This is a genomic window from Streptomyces sp. NBC_01268, assembly GCF_036240795.1.
GTDB lineage: Bacteria > Actinomycetota > Actinomycetes > Streptomycetales > Streptomycetaceae > Streptomyces.
The window spans coordinates 320,063-337,214 of sequence record NZ_CP108454.1; the positions used below are offsets into that span (position 1 = coordinate 320,063).

At 71.8% G+C, this 17,152-nt stretch carries 14 protein-coding genes; 5 read left to right on the forward strand and 9 right to left on the reverse strand.

Annotated elements, in window-relative coordinates:
- Positions 1–9: 9 nt before the first annotated feature.
- The 6 genes from asnB to OG309_RS01445 form a co-directional block, all read right to left on the reverse strand.
- On the reverse strand, positions 10–1,851 hold the full coding sequence (asnB, locus tag OG309_RS01420; protein WP_329417547.1) for an asparagine synthase (glutamine-hydrolyzing): 1,842 nt from the start codon (positions 1,849–1,851) through the stop codon (positions 10–12).
- 526 nt (positions 1,852–2,377) lie between these two features.
- Complete coding sequence (locus OG309_RS01425) at positions 2,378–3,916, reverse strand: MFS transporter (RefSeq protein WP_329428075.1); 1,539 nt, start codon at positions 3,914–3,916, stop codon at positions 2,378–2,380.
- 345 nt (positions 3,917–4,261) lie between these two features.
- Positions 4,262–5,407 carry a mannosyltransferase family protein gene (locus tag OG309_RS01430; RefSeq protein WP_329417549.1) on the reverse strand — a complete coding sequence of 382 codons (1,146 nt, stop codon included), beginning with the start codon at positions 5,405–5,407 and terminating at the stop codon, positions 4,262–4,264.
- A 246-nt stretch (positions 5,408–5,653) separates the two neighbouring features.
- Positions 5,654–6,169, reverse strand: coding sequence for a hypothetical protein (locus OG309_RS01435; protein ID WP_329417550.1), 516 nt, complete (start codon positions 6,167–6,169; stop codon positions 5,654–5,656).
- Positions 6,162–6,686, reverse strand: coding sequence for a SigE family RNA polymerase sigma factor (locus tag OG309_RS01440; protein ID WP_329417552.1), 525 nt, complete (start codon positions 6,684–6,686; stop codon positions 6,162–6,164). Before OG309_RS01440 ends, OG309_RS01435 begins: the two co-directional genes overlap by 8 nt.
- Positions 6,687–6,937: 251 nt before the next feature.
- A complete protein-coding gene (locus OG309_RS01445; protein WP_329417554.1) occupies positions 6,938–7,618 on the reverse strand; it encodes a response regulator transcription factor in 681 nt (226 codons plus the stop codon).
- Positions 7,619–7,855: 237 nt separating this feature from the next.
- Here OG309_RS01445 and OG309_RS01450 point away from each other — a divergent pair, with 237 nt between their 5' ends.
- The 3 genes from OG309_RS01450 to OG309_RS01460 all read left to right on the forward strand — a co-directional run bounded on the left by OG309_RS01450 (position 7,856) and on the right by OG309_RS01460 (position 11,450).
- The gene (locus tag OG309_RS01450) at positions 7,856–8,797 is read left to right on the forward strand and encodes an ATP-binding cassette domain-containing protein (RefSeq protein ID WP_329417557.1); all 942 of its coding nucleotides are present in this window, start codon (positions 7,856–7,858) and stop codon (positions 8,795–8,797) included.
- The gene (locus tag OG309_RS01455) at positions 8,794–9,615 is read left to right on the forward strand and encodes an ABC transporter permease (protein ID WP_329417559.1); all 822 of its coding nucleotides are present in this window, start codon (positions 8,794–8,796) and stop codon (positions 9,613–9,615) included. Before OG309_RS01450 ends, OG309_RS01455 begins: the two co-directional genes overlap by 4 nt.
- Before the next feature lie 125 nt (positions 9,616–9,740).
- Entirely contained in the window at positions 9,741–11,450 is a 1,710-nt protein-coding gene (locus OG309_RS01460) for a sensor histidine kinase (RefSeq protein ID WP_329417561.1), read from the forward strand.
- Between the two features lie 42 nt (positions 11,451–11,492).
- On the opposite strand, the gene OG309_RS01465 is transcribed toward OG309_RS01460, so the two are convergent.
- Genes OG309_RS01465 through OG309_RS01475 form a run of 3 tightly spaced genes read right to left on the reverse strand, consistent with a single transcriptional unit; the run spans position 11,493 to position 15,240 of the window.
- Positions 11,493–12,068: a 2OG-Fe(II) oxygenase gene (locus tag OG309_RS01465; RefSeq protein WP_329417563.1), complete on the reverse strand. Its 576-nt coding sequence runs from the start codon at positions 12,066–12,068 to the stop codon at positions 11,493–11,495.
- Positions 12,065–13,186 (reverse strand): hypothetical protein, encoded by a 1,122-nt coding sequence (locus OG309_RS01470; protein ID WP_329417565.1) that lies wholly within the window; start codon positions 13,184–13,186, stop codon positions 12,065–12,067. Before OG309_RS01470 ends, OG309_RS01465 begins: the two co-directional genes overlap by 4 nt.
- Positions 13,183–15,240: a carbamoyltransferase family protein gene (locus OG309_RS01475; RefSeq protein ID WP_329417567.1), complete on the reverse strand. Its 2,058-nt coding sequence runs from the start codon at positions 15,238–15,240 to the stop codon at positions 13,183–13,185. Before OG309_RS01475 ends, OG309_RS01470 begins: the two co-directional genes overlap by 4 nt.
- Before the next feature lie 209 nt (positions 15,241–15,449).
- Here OG309_RS01475 and OG309_RS01480 point away from each other — a divergent pair, with 209 nt between their 5' ends.
- Both OG309_RS01480 and OG309_RS01485 read left to right on the forward strand, forming a co-directional pair.
- On the forward strand, positions 15,450–16,901 hold the full coding sequence (locus OG309_RS01480) for a radical SAM/SPASM domain-containing protein (protein ID WP_329417569.1): 1,452 nt from the start codon (positions 15,450–15,452) through the stop codon (positions 16,899–16,901).
- 20 nt (positions 16,902–16,921) lie between these two features.
- Positions 16,922–17,131 carry a hypothetical protein gene (locus OG309_RS01485; RefSeq protein ID WP_329417571.1) on the forward strand — a complete coding sequence of 70 codons (210 nt, stop codon included), beginning with the start codon at positions 16,922–16,924 and terminating at the stop codon, positions 17,129–17,131.
- Positions 17,132–17,152: the final 21 nt, after the last annotated feature.

Here is a 17,152-nt window from a genome sequence, read left to right on the forward strand (position 1 = left end):
GACCAGGGGTCAGTTCGGCCGGATCTCCGGGCGGTACAGGTCCAGCCACAGGGCGAGGTCCAGCGTGCGCTCCAGGCCGCGCCGTTCCGCCTGCGTGCTGACCGGGGAGTCGCGGTGGAGCAGCCGGCGCAGGCGGTCGGGGTCGACGAGTTCGAAGACCGGGTGGGCGGAGCGGGCCAGGAGGTCCTTGACCTGGTCCTGGAGGGCCGCGGCGTACTTGGGGTCCTGGGTGGAGGGGTACGGGCTCTTGACCCTGTCGTAGACGGACCTGGGCAGCAGGTCGGCGGTCGCCTCGCGCAGCAGGCTCTTCTCCCGGCCGTCGAACGACTTCAGCGCCCAAGGGGTGTTGTAGACGTACTCGACGAGCCGGTGGTCGCAGAACGGGACCCTGACCTCCAGGCCGACGGCCATGCTCGCGCGGTCCTTGCGGTCGAGGAGGACGCGGACGAAGCGGGTGAGGTGGAGGTGGGAGATGCGGCGCATCCGGTACTCGAGGTCGCTCTCGCCGTCGAGGCGGCCGATGCCGGCGGTCGCGGTGCGGTACTGGTCGGCGACGTAGCCGTCCAGGTCGAGGGTGTCCAGGAGTTCGGGGCGCAGGACCTCCGCGTCGTCGCCGAAGTGGCGTCCGAAGCGCACCAGCCAGGGGAAGGTGGTGCCACGACGCGCCTCTTCGTCGAAGAACTGCTGGTAGCCGCCGAAGACCTCGTCGGCGGACTCCCCGGACAGGGCGACCGTCGACTGCTCCCGGATGGCCCGGAAGAGCAGGTACAGCGAGGCGTCCATGTCGCCGAACCCGGTGGGCAGGTCGCGCGCACGGACCATGCTCGCGCGGACCTCCGGGTCGGCCAGGGCCTGGGGGTCGAGCACGATGTCCTGGTGTTCCGTGTGGGCGGCGCGGGCCACGTCGTGCACGAACGGGGTGTCGGGGGTGCCACGCAGTTCGTCGGCGACGAAGTTGTCCGTCCGCCCGACGAAGTCGACGGCGAAGCTGCGGACCTTATCGCCGTGCGCGCCGAGCCGGCGGGCGGCGAGTGCGGTCATGGCGGAGGAGTCGAGGCCGCCGGAGAGAAGGGTGCAGAGGGGCACGTCGGCGACGAGCTGGCGGCGCACGATGTCGTCGAGGAGGGAACGCACCGTGGTGATCGTGGTGTCGCGGTCGTCGGTGTGCGGGCGGGTCTCCAGCTGCCAGTAGACCTGCCGGTGCACCCCTGTCCGGTCGACGGTGACGACGGTGCCGGGTTCGACTTCCACCATGCCGTCCCAGACCGCGTGTCCGGGCGTCTTGACCATGGTGAAGAGTTCGCGCAGGCCGTCCGCGGTGACGCGGGCGGTGGCCTGCGGGTGGGCGAGGATCGCCTTGGGTTCGGAGCCGAACAGGACTCCGTCGGGCGTCGGGTAGTAGGAGAGGGGCTTGACGCCCATGCGGTCCCGGATCATCAGCAGGCGGTCGTGCCGGGCGTCCCAGACGGCGAAGGCGTACATCCCGTTGAGCCGTTCCGCGATCCGTTCGCCCCATTCGAGGTAGCCGCGCAGGACCACTTCGGTGTCGGACCGGGTCGTGAAGCGGTGCCCGCGGCCGCTCAGTTCGCTGCGGAGTTCGGTGAAGTTGTACACCTCCCCCGAGTAGACGAGGCAGACGCTGCCGTGCGGGGTGTCGACGGTCATCGGCTGGCGGCCGCCGGGGAGGTCGATGATGGCCAGCCTGCGGTGGCCGAGGGCCGCGTGGCCCTGGATCCACGTGTCGTGGGCGTCGGGGCCCCGGCATGCCATCGTCTCCGTCATCGCGTCCAACGCGGCGGGCTGGGTGCCCAGGTCGCGGTCGAAGGAGATCCAGCCGGTGATGCCGCACATACGGTGCCTCCTGCTCCGGGTGTGTCCGGGCCGCCGGCCGAGCGGTCTCGCGTACGCGCCGGCCGGCCCTCGCACAAACAAGTTGCAGTTGCCATGCATGTGGAGTGTGCGCCGCCCCTCGGGCGACGGTCAACACTCCCGCCGGAGCCCGCGATCCCCCAACCCGGCTCATTTCGGCCCCACTTGACGTGCGCGATACCTTCGGACGCCGGTATCCACGGTTCGGCTCGCAGGGGAATGCGCCACAGGCAAAGCCTTCGCCAGTTCGGCGGCACCCATCGACCGCGCTCCGCGGGCGGCCGCGCCGCATCGGGGCGGGGGTCGCGTCGGGAAGGCGTCTCAGGCGGCCTCCACCGGCGTCCCCGCCGGTCCGGCGCGTCCGCCGGTGGTGCCCACCCGGAGCGCCCCCTGGTCAGCGGCCCCCCGGCGCCTCACCCGCACCGCCGATGACGGCCTCATGGAGCACCGCGCCCACGGGTCCACCGCGCCCCGGGCGTCCGCGTTCCCGGACGCCGGCCTCCTGCCGTCAGGCGCCGCGCTCCGCACTCGGGTCCGCTGGCGTCGGGTCCTTGACGGCGACCCGGCCGCCCGGGTGGCGCAGGGCGCACACGAAGGCCAGGGCGAGGGCGACGGCCATGCCGTAGAAGACCCACTGGTTGGCCTGGGCGAAGTCCGTCTGGATGGCCGACATGGCGTCGCGGGTGGCCTCGGCGACAGGACCGGTGCCGGTCGGCGGGGTCCCGTCGCCGTGGCCGGAGACGGAGTCGGTGATGCCGCGCGCGACCTGGTCCGCCACGGCGGGCGAGACGCCCCGCGCCCGGAGCGTGTCCGTCACGTTCTGCGTCATGGCCCGGGACAACAGGGTGCCGAAGACCGCGAGGCCGACGCTCGCCGCGTAGTTGCGGACGGTCTGGGTGATGCCGGTGACCTCGCCGTACGAGGCGCCGATGGCCCGGTTGACCGCGTCCGTCGACGCCGGGGCCAGGATGAAGCCGATGCCCGCGCCGGCCAGGGCCGCGTAGGGCCACTGGTCGTGCATGGACAGGTTGGTGAGTTCGTGGGCCCAGAGGGCGAAGCCGACCGCGCCCAGGACCGCTCCGGCCTTCAGCGCGGGGCGCGCGCCCCGTTTGTCGAGGATCCGGCCGCCCCACTGGGAGGCGAGGGCGAAGCCGGCGAAGAAGTAGAGCAGGAAGAGCGCCGCCTGGTTCGGGGAGGCGCTGAGGGACACCTGGGCGTAGACGGAGGAGAAGAAGAACACCGGCACGAACGCGAGCATCGCGAAGAACAGCACGGCCGTGTCCGCCCGGAACGCCTTGTCCTGGAAGACCCGCAGGTCGATCAGGGGGTGGCGGACACCGCGCTCGTACCGTACGAACACGTACAGGATCACGAGACCGCCGACGACGCACAGCCAGGTCGCCCAGTTGCCCCATCCCCAGGTCCAGGCCTGCTGGAAGCCGAGGACGCTCAGGCCCATGCCGGCGGCGACGAGGGCCGCGCCGGGCACGTCGAGGGTGCCGGGGCGCGGGCGGTTCGTGATGTGGGCGAGGGCGGTGAGGACCAGGGCGATGACGGCGACGGGGACGTTCACCCAGAAGACGGCGCGCCAGGTCCAGGAGGCCGTGAGCCAGCCGCCGAGGAGCGGGCCGACGGCGGTCAGCGCACCGGAGATCCCGAAGAACAGGGCGAGGGCCCTGCCCCGCCGTTCGACGGGGAAGACGGCCACGACCACGGCCAGCGCGGCCGGGAACAGCAGCGCCGCGCCGAGGCCCTGGACGGCCCGGAAGGCGATGAGCCAGGGCTGGGCATAGGTACCCGAGGGGACGCAGCCGCAGAGGACCGACGCGATCACGAAGACGAGCGTGCCGATGACCACGATGCGCCGTGGCCCGTACAGGTCGGCCAGGCGGCCGCCGAGGGCGAAGAACGCGGCGAGGGCCAGCAGGTAGGCGTTGACCACCCACTGCATGCCCGAACTGGAGAGTCCCAGCTCGCGCACGATGTCGGGCGCGGCGATGGAGACGATGGTCTGGTCGATGAAGGTCATCGCCACCGCGAACATCATCGCCGCGAGTGCCACGGTCTGGTTCGGGAACCGCCCGCCCTCCTGCCGCGCGGGGCGCGGCGGCGGACCGGGTTCTGTCCGGCTGCTCACTCTGCCCAGTGTGATCCCGGACGCGACGCCGCGCACGCCGCGGCGGAGCCGGGGGGGCGGCCCGTACGGGACGGGAGGCGAGGTCCGGGACCGCTCGGCCGCTCCCCCGGCATGATCCACGGATGGCGTTCGACGCCCAGGCACTTGCGGGCCATCCGATCCCTCCGGTCGTGCGCCTCCTCAGCCCGGGGACGTACCGCCTCCGGGCCCGGCGCGGCGGAAGGACGACCGGGAGGGGCGGGACGCGGCGGGGCCTCAGCCCGCCCAGCGCCCCGAGAAGTAGGTCACAGCGAGGATCACGCAGAGCGGGACCGACAGGCAGAACCAGACCGCCGTCCGCCGGGAGGAGCGCAGTGTCCATCCGGCGAGGCCGATCCACAGGGGCCACCAGAGCAACGTGGCGCGCGGGATGGACATGTACCAGTACGAGGTGCCCAGCGCCCAGAGGCTGAGCGCGACGTAGACGGCTTCCGGCCAGCGTCGTGCCCGCGCGAGCAGGACGACGGTCGCGATCCCCACCAGCATCGCGACGAGTTCGCCCTGCCACAGGAGCGCGTACGGGGTCGGGTAGGCCTGCCCGAAGGCGGCCTCCCAGGTGGTGCTCCACGACTCCCACGGGGAGTGGAACTGCCGGTACCAGCCGCGCTCCTGGGCGTGCTTCCATGCCATCCAGTCCCCGGTCCGGCTGTACAGGTATCCGACGTAGAGCAGCGGCGGGACCGCAGGCAGCGCCGGCCAGGGGAACGCGCGCAGCGTGCCCCTGCGGCGGGCCGTGAGGGCGAATTGGACGACGAGCGCGGCGACCAGGAAGAGGCCGGTCACGCGCACGGTGGTGGCACCGGCCGCGAGGAGCGAGGCAAGCCGCCAGGCGTCGCGGCGGGCGGCGAGCCAGGCCGGGAGGGCGAAGGCGAGAAAGAGCGACTCGGTGTAGCCGACGGCGAGGAAGACCGCGCACGGCGAGGCGAGGAGGAGCAGCGCGGCGCGGCGGGGGCCGCCCGGCTCCGGCAGGTGGTGGCGGGCGATGCGGGCGAGGGCGACGACCGCGACGGCCCCCGCGGCCAGGGAGACCGCGAGCCCGGCGGCGATCCAGTCGCCGAGGAGGAGGTGTGCCGACCGCAGGGCGAGGGGGAAGCCGGGGAAGAAGGCCTCCCGGTTGTCCCACTCGCCGGGGCGGGCGGCGGGGTCGTCGGGGAAGTACCCGTCCCGGGCGATGTGCAGGTAGTGGTTCCAGTCCCATCGGCCCACGACCGCGCCGAAGGGGGCGGGCACGTGGCTCTCCGGGTCGTGGGGGAAGAGCCAGGCGGTGCAGTACGCGGTGAGGAGCAACGCGACCCGGGTGGCGAGGTAGAGGACCAGGACGTCGCGGTCGGCGCCGTCCAGGTGGCGCAGGGCCCTGCGCACCACGAGAGGGAGACGCGGACGCGACCTCCGGGACGCGGACGGGTACGGGGGCGAGGCGGGTATGTCGGGCGCGCCCCGCACGCCGCAGCCCGCGCCCCGCCCCGTACGGGCGACCCTTGCCTCGCGGACGTCCTGAAAGTCATCGTCTGTCACTGTCATGGTGATGTGCACTCACTTCGAAGGCGCGACGGGGCGAGGGACGACCTCGGGGCGACGGCGGTCCCTGGGGGGGTGGGCGGGCGGGTGCTACCCGGCGCCGCCGGGCGGGGCGGTGGTGGCGGAACCGCCCGGCGGCGTGGTGCTCCTGAACCTGCCGGACGGGGGCGCAGTCGTGGAGCTGTCCGACCCGATGGTGCTCGTCGACGTGGGCTCACCAGCGGGCGGAGAGGACGTGGCGCCGGCCGACGGGGCCTGCGTCGGCGACGAGAGAGGGGTGGACGGACCGGTGGCCGTGCCGGCAGGGGCCGGCCCGGTCACGGACGGGCTCGTCGCGGGGGCGACCGGCCGGGACGGCCCCGACAGCGCGGCGCCCAGCCCGACCCCGCCCGCGCCCACCACCAGGCAGGCCCCCGCGGCAAGCACCGCGACGCGGTGCCGGTGGACGCGTCGGCCACGGGCGCTGATCTCACCCGCCGGCGCGTACGTCGCCCGGGACCGGCCCGCTGCCGCCGCCTGCTCGAACAGCGCCTTCAGCGGATCCTGGGAGGCGTCGTGGGACGGGCCGGGGGCGGGGTCCTGCGACGGACCGGGGAAGTCATGCATCGGGTGCCTCCTCGCTGGACGGGCGGGCGGTACGAGGGTCGTGCGGATCCTCGATGCGGCCGGCGAGCGCCGCCCGGCCGCGGGACAGGTGGGTCTTGACGGTGCCGGCGGACAGGCCGGTCTCGGCGGCGACCTGGTCGACGCTCAGGTCGCAGAGGTAGTGCAGGGCGAGGGTCCGCCGCTGCTGCTGCGGCAGGTCCCGCATCGCCTCGACGAGGACGAGGTGGTCGGGCCCGGGCCCCTCGACGGCCGCCGGCTGCACCGTGCCGCGCCGCCACGCCTCGCTCGTCCGTCGGCGGCGCCGCCAGCGGCTGACGGCGAGCCGCCACGCGACCGTGCGGATCCAGGCCTCAGCCTGCCCGTCCCGGTCCAGCTGCCGCCGACGGTTCCAGCCCTTGACGAAGGCCTCCTGCACGACGTCCTGCGCCTCGTGCAGATCGCCCAGCATCACGTACAACTGCCCCGTGAGCCGCGCCACCGCATGGGCGTAGAACTCTTCGAACTCCTCGACCGTCAACGAATATCTCCCGGATCTCCGACTACACCCCGCATACGCCCGCCGCGCGGTCCCCGGTTGACACGGCACCGCAACGAACAGAGTGATCGTCCTCACGCAACCGGACGGACACGACACGCGTCCTGGCCTGCTCCTCCGGCAGGGTTGTCGACCCGCCTCCTCTGGTTGGACGGCGAGGGAAGCCGCACGTCCTGACCGCCGGGGGGCGCGCCGCCGCTCACCGACCGGGGCGCCTCTCCTTCAGCTCGCCTTCACCCGCGGTGCGACCGGGTCAGGCCCGCCTCGTGGGCGGCGACGGCCGCCTCCACCCGGTTGCGGGCGCCCAGTTTCGTCAGGACGGCGCTGACATGTGCTTTCACGGTGCCCTCGACGAGGTGCAGCCGGCCCGCTATCTCCGCGTTGGACAGCCCTGCGGCGAGCCCGGTCAGGACGTCGCGTTCCCGCTGCGTGAGCCGGTCCAGGGAGCGGTGGGGATGGGCCGTGCGGTGGGCGCGCATTCCGGCGATGACCCGGCCGGCGACCCGGGGTGACAGGTAGGCGCCGCCGGCGCCGACCGCCCGTACGCCGTTGAGGAGTTCTCTGGGGTCGTCCGCCTTCAGCAGGAATCCGTCGGCGCCTTCCTCCAGTGCCCGGGTGATGTACTCGTCCTGGCCGAAGGTCGTCAGCATGATCACGCCGACGGGTGTCGGCTCGCGGCGGAGCCGGGCCACCGTCGTCAGCCCGTCGAGGCCCGGCATCTGGATGTCCAGCAGGACCACGTCCGGCCGATGCCGGCGGGTGAGCACGAGGGCCTCGCTGCCGTCGCCCGCCTCGGCGACCACGTCGACGTGCGGGTCCCGGGCCAGGATGGCCCGGATGCCGGCCCGGACCATCGCCTCGTCGTCGGCTACCAGGACGCGTACCGGCCGGCTGTGCGGCGTCGTCTCTTCCACGCGAAGAGCCTACGGCGGGCTCAGGGCCGTGCCGGGGGTGAGCCGCGGAGTTCGTCCCCGGGGTGGGGTGCTCCCCCTGACGAAAGGCAGGGCGCCTCTTCCCTTCGGCCCATGTGCGACGGCCTCGTGCGCTCATAGCGTCGACGCCGTACGGGAAACACGACGGGCTGCCACGTTCCGGACGCCGCGCTTCGCGTCCCGTGCGCCGAGTCCTCCGACCTACAGCAAGGAAATCTCGTGATCAGCCTTCGAGGACTGACCAAACGCTACGGCGAGACGCCGGCCGTGGACGACCTGACGCTCGACGTCCACGCCGGCCGGGTGACCGGCTTCCTCGGCCCCAACGGGGCCGGGAAGTCGACGACGATGCGCATGATCCTGGGGCTCGACCGCCCCACACGCGGACGGGCCCTGATCGCCGGCCGGCCCTACGCCGACCTCCGCCGGCCGTTGCGGGCGGTCGGGGCGATGCTGGACGCCCGCGCCGTCCACCCGGCCCGCTCCGGCCGCGCGCACCTGGTCGCCCAGGCCCGGGCCAACGGCATCGGGGTACGACGGGTGGACGAAGTCCTGGAGGCGGTGGGTCTGGCCGAGGCGTCCCGCAGACCTGCGGGGACGTACTCCCTGGGTATGAGCGGGCGGTTGGGAGTGGCGGGCGCTCTGCTCGGCGACCCTCCGGTGCTGATCCTGGACGAACCGGTCAACGGCCTCGACCCCGACGGGGTGCAGTGGATCCGCGGACTCGTGCGGGACCAGGCGGCGCAGGGGCGCACCGTGTTCCTGTCCAGCCATCTGATGAGCGAGATGCAGGTGACGGCCGATCATCTCGTGGTGATCGGGCGGGGGCGGCTGCTGAGCGACACGTCCCTGGCGTCGTTCCTGGCTGCCGCGTCGCCCGCCTCGGCTCGGGCCTCGGTGCCCGACCCGGAAGGGCGGTCCGCGCTGGTCCGCTGTCTGACGGCGGCCACCGACGTGCGTGTGGAGACGTCCGCGTCGGGGGAACTCGCCGTGGGTGGCATGAGCGCGGCCGAACTCGGGGACCTCGCCCACCGCTGCGGCGTGCGGCTGCACGCGCTGGGCGACGTGACGGTTTCGCTGGAGCAGGCGTACATGGACCTGACCGCGCGGAGCGTCGAGTACGCCTCGGGCGCCACCGAGCAGAAGGGGGCACAGCGGTGAGTACCGGGATGTCCACCGGCAATCCGGTGACCGGGCGGCCCGAGGAGGAGCCCGCGGCTCCAGGACGGCGCTGGGCTGGTGGCTTCGCCGGGGCCGTGGCCTGCGAGTGGACCAAGCTCTGGTCCGTCCGCGCCTCCTCCCTCTGTCTTCTGGCGGGACTCGTGGTCACCGCCGTGTTCACCTTCTACTACGCCTCGATCTCCCGTATCAACGAGCACCCGGTCCAGCCCGCGGGGAACGCGGTGGCCGCCTCCGTGGTCGTCACCCAGTTCGCGGTCGTCGTCCTGGCCGCGGTCGCGGTGACCTCCGAGTACTCGACGGGGACCATGCGTTCCTCCCTGTTGTGGGTGCCGCGGCGGCATCGGGTCCAGGCGGCGAAGGCGCTGGTGGCGGGCGCGGTCGCGTCCCTCGCGGGTGCCGTGTACACCGTGGTGGGCACGGCCGTCGCCTGGCCGGCGTTCGAGGGGCGGGCCTCCTTCGACGCCGGCACGACCGTCGGTCAGATCCTCGCGATCGGGGGCTATCAGGCGCTCGTGGCCGTACTCACCGTCGGGGTGGCTTTCGCCGCGCGGCATCCGGCCGGCGCGCTGTCGGTCCTCGCCGGGCTGCTGTGGGCGCTGCCGAGCGTGCTCCTGGGGCTCGGCAGCGACGCGCTCGCGGCCGTGAACGACGCCCTGCCGTACGGAGCGGGCTCCCATCTCATGCGCTCCGGCGGCGACGCCCCGTACTCCTCGGCCACGGCCCTCCTCATCGTGGCCGCGTGGACGGCGGTGGCGCACATCACCGGCCGGTACGTGCTGCGCCGCAGGGACGCCTGACCGCGTCGCCGCCGGACGACCGGGCTTCGGCCCCGGCGGGCGAAGGCGGGCGGCCGGTCCACGTACCCGAGCGAGAATCGACGCGAGCGGCTCTCGCCACCCGACCGGAAGGACGTCCCCACCCCATGCGGCACCCTCTCCTCCCTCCGACCAGGCTCGTCCTCGCCGACGGGGCGCTGTGGGCCGTGCTCGCGACCGTCACCGGATACGGGTTCCGGGACGCGGGCGGGGCCGCCTCTCCGGTCCGGGACCTGCTGCTCCCCCTGGCCGTCCTGGCGGTGTCGGTCCCGCTGGCCCGCACCAGGCCGGCGTCGGCGGTGCTCGTCGTCAACGGGCTGTGCGCACTGGGTCTGGCGGATTCCGCGACCCCGGCCAACGCTCACGTCCTGTCGCTGGCCGCGTTGAGCTGTCTGCTCGGTGTGCGGATCGCCCGGGCCCGGGCGGCGCTGGTGGTGCTTGCGGCGTGCCTGGTCGTCGACGTCGCGACCTGCGCGGTGCTGCGGGTACCGGCCGTGTGGTGGTTCTACACCCTGACCGTGATACCCGCGGCGCTCCTGCTGCCGTGGCTGGTGGGCCGCCACTGGCGCGGCCGACGCGAACTCGTGCGGGGTGGCTGGAGGTTGGCCCGGAGCCTGGAGGAGCGCCAGCATCTCGTCGCGGAGCGGGCGCGGCTGACCGAACGCGCGGACATCGCGGCCGACATGCACGACTCGCTCGGCCATGTCCTGAGTCTGGTCGCCCTGCGCGCCGGGGCCCTGGAACTCTCCCCCGACCTCACCGACCGTGATCGCGCCGACCTGGCCGAGCTGCGCGGGACGATCGCCGATGCCGTCGAGCAGCTGCGGCAGACCGTCACCGTCCTCCACGACCCACGGGACGCGGGTACCGGGACCGGGACCGTGGCCGGCGCGGGCGGCCTGCCCGTCAAGGACACGGTCGCGGACCTCGTCGCCCGGGCGGCCGCCTCCGGGGTGCCGGTGAGCTGGGAGCAGCGCGGACCGGTGCCGGTGCTGCCGCCGCTGGTGGAACGCGGAATCTACCGGGTGGTGCGGGAGGGCCTCACCAACTCCGTGAAGCACGCCCCGGGAAGCGCCGTCAGGATACGGATCGACCACGCGCTCGACCACACCCGCGTGAGTGTCGTGAACGCCGCGCGGGCGGACGCACGGGCCGGAGAAGCCGACGAGCAGACGTCCGCCACCGGCGGCCGGGGACTGACAGGGCTTCGGGAACGGATGGAGGTCCTCGGCGGCGCCTTGCACACCGGTCCGCACCAGGGCGGCTTCCGCGTCACCGCCGTCCTCCCCCACCAGACGACGGCCCGCCCCCTGGAACGGACAGCCGTCACCGGGGCAGGCACGCACACCGACCACCTCGGGGCCACGGAATCCGCCGAACGACTCGCCGCGGTGAGGCGCGCCGCGCGGCGCCGCACCGTTGCGGCGTTCGCCGCGCCCGCCGCTGCGGCAGCGATCTTCCTCCCGGCCGCCGCCTATCTTGCCTGGCAGCTGACGACGGGAGTGCTGACACCGTCCCGGTTCGATGCCCTGGAGCCGGGACGCCCCCGCGCCGAGCTCGGCCGTCTGCTTCCGGCACGCGCCTTCCCGTATCCGCCGGACGACGCCCGTTCCGCACCCCGACCGCCCGGTACCGATTGCGACTTCTACCGCTCCGGCCGCGACCTGCTGCACCAGGTCGATCTCTACCGGCTCTGCTGGTCGGACGGCGTCCTCGTGGCCAAGGACACCCTGGAAGCGAACCGGAGCCGACCGGCCCGGCCCGCGGAGACGCCTCACGACGTCGAGAGCCCGGCCGCCACGACGTACAGCCCCTGACCGACAGGCACCCCGGGGACGAACTGCTGCGGTGGCTGCGTCCTAGCGCAAGGGCGGTCCGGCCAGCCACCCGACCAAGGCGCACCTGATTCCCGATGTCACGGGTGTGACCTTGTGGTGTACGAAGGCGGGGAGCACGATGATGCTGCCCTGCGTCCTCGGCATGGGCTGCGGCGTGCCGAACACCTCGAGGTCGCCGCCCTCGTAGTCGCGGCCATCGCTGAGTTGGATGCTGACGGTCAACTTCCTTTTGGACAGCGGTTTTTCGAGGCCGTAGTCGTTGTGCCAGTGGAAGTGCCCGTGGCCCCCGACGTACTCGAGGAACTGCGGGGGTTTGACGATCTCGGTCACGTCCAGCTCGAAGTAGTGGCGGTTCAGCACCTCGGCCGCGTCCCAGATGAGTTGGTAGACGTCCTCGAACAGCGCCGACCGCGGAAGCAGACGTGAATGGCCGACGCGGTGATCGGGCAAGGACTCCTGGCCGACGACGCCAGTGGCGACGGTGTCGAGAGACCTGCACCGCTCGGCGAGTTCCGCACACACATCGGGGGCGAGGCCGGGCACGATCGTGGCCCACTGCCCGGGCTGGCCCGTGACGCGAGCCGTGTCGTTCCTCATCCTGCTCCCTCGCATGCCAACGGTCGGAGCATCATGTGGTCGAAGGGTCGCTCGGCGGGGATGTCCAGTGCGCCGGTGTCCCTCACGGCGCGTACGAAGCCCGCGATGAGCGAATCGGTTTCGGCGGCCACGTGCTTCCGCAGGAACCCACGCACCTGTGAGGGTTCGTCGAGCGCGGCCAGGGCTCCGAGCACCACCCGGTGGTCGGGCTCGGTGATGCGGTGCAACATCGTCACGGCGCCCACATGGCGCAGCTCGGCCGACACAGCGTCGCCGAACGGCCCCGCCACTCCCGGCCACCGCGCCTCCGACCACCCGAGCGCGGCATGCACCAGTGTCGAGGCCGCCGCGTTGCGACTGAGTTCGCGCACCACCAGGAACGCCGTGTGCACGTCGCAACGGGCGATCAGCGTCTCCACCGTCCGGGCGAGCCCTGTGGCGCCGGAACGGATCAGCATTCTGACCAACTGCACGGTGCGCGTGCGCAGCAGATCGTCCTTGCTGGGGTCGAGAGCGATGGTGGGAGGGAAGTAGGCGTACTCGGGGATGGGGGAGGAATGCCCACAGGTGCGCGCCACCAGGGTGACGCTCGGGCAGCCGAGATGCACGACGGAGTGGATCAACGCGGGGCCTTCGTGGATCTCGTGCACGGCTCCGACGTCGAGCAACTCCGCACCGGTGGCGACGACCCGTCCGATCATGAAGTGGTCGTCGAACCGGTGTGTCTCGGCGAACTCGAAGCGGGTGTGGACGCTCTGACCGTCCAGGACGGCGAACGCACCGGAGAATCCGTGCGCGTGCACGTCGGTGCTGCTCTGGACCCAGTACAGGGCGTCGAGCTGGAACTCGCCGTCGTGGTAGAGCGTGACGGGTGGTTGCCCGAAGGTCTCGTCGAGCCGCGGCTGGAAGGGGAGTTCGGCGCCGTCGAGTACCCAGTGCAGGACGTCGTCGCCCGTGACGGGCTCGCGGGCGAGGCCGTCCGCGATGGCTCCGGCGGCGAGGGATGGAAACGATGCGCGGGTGCTGTCGGCCCGGCGCCAGCGGCGCCGGAGCTCGGCGGCGGTGGAGGACACGAAGCTGTCGACCCGAGCGCGTGTCAGCGTCTCGATGCCCGTCACGATGCTGCAACCTCCTGGCGGTCAACCAATGGAATCGAGGGCACCGTTGCCCGGAAATCCAGAATCCGGGTTCGGCGGAGGAACCGCATCGTCCGGGTCAGCTGGGCGGCGGTGAGTTCGTCGTTCCGGTCGCGCCGAAGCCGCTCGTGGATCTCGTGCCCCGTCGACACGCCGTCGACCGACGCCAGCACGGACAGCGCCTCCGCGGTGACCGGCTGGACCCTGCTGCCCCACGGTGTGGCCACTTCGAACGCGACGGCCGACGCCCGGCTCTCGACCGAGGCCGTTGGCCCTGGCGGGAGCGCGTGGTCGACGGTGTACCCGGCGGCGGCGATGACGGGCACCAGCCCCAGGATGGAGTCGAAGTCCGGCGCCGGCTCGACGAGCACGCCTTCGATCACCGCGAAGTCCAGCCCCAGTTCGAGCATCGTCCACAACGCGTCGGTCGGCGTCTCGACGATGGGCTGCCCGGAGCCGTTCAGCGAGGTATTCAAGATCATCGGCACGCCGGTGCGCTCGTGGAAGCGCCGGATCAGCGCGTGGTAGCGCGGCTGGAGCTCTTCGTGAACGGATTGCACGCGCGCGCTGTCGTCGACGTGCGCGACGGCGGGCACCCGGGACCCGCAGCCCGGTCGGAAGGTGAACGTGCGCAGCATGAACGGGCTGACGCACCGCGTCTCGTCGACGTCGAACCAGGTGTGGACGTGTTCGGCCAGCACCGACGGAGCGAACGGGCGGAACGCCTCTCGCTGCTTGACGTCGCGGTTCAGCCTCACCTTGTGCTCCGCACGGCGAGGATCCGCCACGATGCTGCGTTGCCCCAGCGCGCGTGGGCCGAGTTCGCTCCGGCCGTCGAACCACGCCCCGAGCTGTCCGCGCTCCAACCGGTCCGCAGCGACGTCGGCGATGTCGGTCACGTCCCGGTCCGGGCACACGGCGACGAGCGGGACCGACCGGATGGCTTCCTGCACGTCGCTCGGTTCGTAGCGGTGCCCGAATCCCTCACTCACCAGCCTGGCAGGTCGGTGCCGGCGGTGACGCCAGAGACCGTAGAACGCGGCGCCGACGGCGGGTCCGCTGTCCTCGGCGAAGGGCGCGACGAAGACGTCGGAGAAGCCGGACTCGTGCATCAGGCGTTCGTTCACCAGGCAGTTCAGCGCCACGCCGCCGGAGTAGCACAGGTTCGCCGAGGTGGACGACGCGCGCAGCCGACGCACCAACGCCAGGATCGCCTCCTCAAGGGCGGACTGGACCGAGGCGGCGAGGTCGGCGTACTCGCGCCGGCGCAGAGGCCATCGGTCGGAGTGCGGAAACCGCTCCGGTACGGCGGTGGCGAACGTCGCCAAGCCGTCGGTCACGGACACGAACTCGTGCGGCTGGAACGACGGCGTACCGAACGGAGCCAGCCCCATGACCTTGCCCGCGTCCATGGGGTCGCCGAAGATCTGCTGAGCGACGGCGGAGTACATGCCGCCGATACTGCCGAAGCCGGGCATTCCCGCGCCGTCGCGGTCCAGCCACTTGCCTGCTGGGACGAGCTGCTTGGCGAGGGGGCGGACGGTCGCTCCCGACGCCTCGTACGTCGAGATGATCTCCCAGCCGCCGGGTGCGCCGATGACGGCGCGGCACTCCTCTTCGCTGAGATCTCGATCGGGTGACCCCATTCCGTCCACGACGAGGATGGCGGCATCCGAGAAACCCGACACGGCGTAGGCGCTGAGGGCGTGGCCGAGGTGGTGCGAAATCCGCAGGGTGGGAATCCCGTGGAAGCACGGGCGCAGTTGACGATTCAGGCTCACGTCCTGCTCGGCCTGACCCGCCTCCCCCTGCACGCACAGCACGATGGCGTCCAATTGCCGCGGCTCGATCCCGGCATGGCGCAGGCAGTACTCGGTGGCCAGGCTGACGGAGGCGCCGTAGGTGCGGTCGCGCTTGATTCCCGAGAGCCGTTCCTCTTGGACGGCGGCGACGATCTCGTCTCCGTGCAGCAGACACGCACCGCCGTTGTGTGCGGCGCTGAGTCCGAGAATCCACGGCGTTTCAGTGTTTCTCAAGCGATCTCCCGCCCTATCATCGGAAATCGGTGGCGACCCGGCGCGCGTACCAAGCAAGCCTATGCCCGACGGGTGCGTCGTCCTCGAACTGGCCGATGGAAGACCGGCCCGATAACCCATCCGAACGAAAGTCGCGCCGCCAAACGGCGGCACCTCGATCAGGTTCGGCACGGGGATTACGGATTCCGGTCCCCACGAATGGAGGCGGAATGCTGAAGCAGCTGCCGCTCTTGAACTCCGCGAACACGTCCGGGTGCGGGTCATGCACGTCCAAAGCCCGCCCGCGGGACATCTCCGCCCTCGCGCTGCAGGAGGAAATGCGCACTCTGGTGCAGCGAGCAGCCGACGAGCAGGCTGAACACGTCACGCTGAGCGCAGCGCCGACCGACCCGGGGCCGGCGGAGCTCACGCTCGCGCTCGACGAACCCGTGCCGCTGGTCCACGAACTGCACCACGAGCCGGTGAACGGCTCGCACGTCTGGGTGGGCGTCCAGGAGGCCGCGCTGGCAGTGGCGGACGACGCACAGCACCGGCTCATCACCAGACTCGCGGCCGGCGAATCGCCGCGCAGCATCGCGAACGACGTCGGATGGAGCGAAGCTTCGGACGTCGTGTCCCTCCTGGCGACCTCCGGGCTGATTCGCGGCTTGACGGGCTACCGCGACCGCACGCCCTCAGGCGTCACGGTGTTCGCCCGCCTCCACCTCACGCAGGCCTGCCAGCTCGAATGCGCACACTGCTACGCGGACTCGAGCCCGCACGTCGATCGCGCGAACGAGCTCCCGACGGAGCGGTGGCGCAGGTTCATCGACGACTTCGCCGCGGTCGGGGGCAAGCAGGTGCTGTTCACCGGCGGTGAGGCGCTGATGCACCCCGGCTGTCTCGAGCTCATGGCGGCCGCCAAGGCGCACCGGATGAAGGTGACGCTGTTCAGCAACGGCCTGCTGATCCCCAAGCTGGCCGAGCGCATTCATCCGCTGGTCGACCTGGTGCAGATCAGCATCGATGGACCCGACGCCGAGTCACACGACGCCATCCGCGGCCGCAACTCCTTCAAGCATGCGATCGCGGCGGTCGACAGGTTGGCCGAACTGGGAACTCCGACGCGCATCGGCATGACGATCGTGCCCTCCACATGGCCCAACTGGGTGCAGAATTTCCCCCAGCTGCGAGACCGCTTCGCGGGGGCGCCGAACGTCGTCTTCAAATTCACCTACGGCATCATGCCGCACGGCCGCGGCAGCCAGATCGACCCCGCAGGGCCTGCGTCGCGAGAGGAAGTGAGCGACCTCCTCTCCACGGTCAACGGTTCCGCTCCCCAGATCACGCGCTATATGGCCACGTGCGGATACGCCGATCAGATGGTGATCGGTCCCGATGGGTCGGTCTACCCGTGCCATCTGCTGGACGGAAAGGTCTGCCACATCGACGACATGCCCGTGCGCGACATCGTCGACCTGGTGGGGGGACTGGCAACACAGATCGACGTCGACCATGTCGAGGGATGCAAGACGTGCGAGATTCGGTATCTTTGCGGCGGGACGTGCCGCGTACGCGACAGCAAGAACACCGGCTCTCGCCTGATCACCACGTGCACGCCTGAGGACAAGCGTCGTATCTACGTGAAGATGGCTGGCGATTTCGCTCAGCACGCGCGGTAAAAGCCGAGAAAGGGAAAATCATGCCTGACGAGCCCAAGGCGCCCGAGTCCGTGGAATCGGAGTGCGAGGACACGCTTCGCGTCCCGTCGGCGAACATCAAGCTGTCCGCCGACGAGGGGTTGCGGATCGTGCTCGACGAGGCCCAGCTCGCGGACCTCAGCAACATGCTGGACCAGAACGCGGAATGTTCGCCCGGGTGCATCAGCCTGCCGGGCGGGCCCCGCTGCTGACTGCCAGGTGAGGCTCGGGGC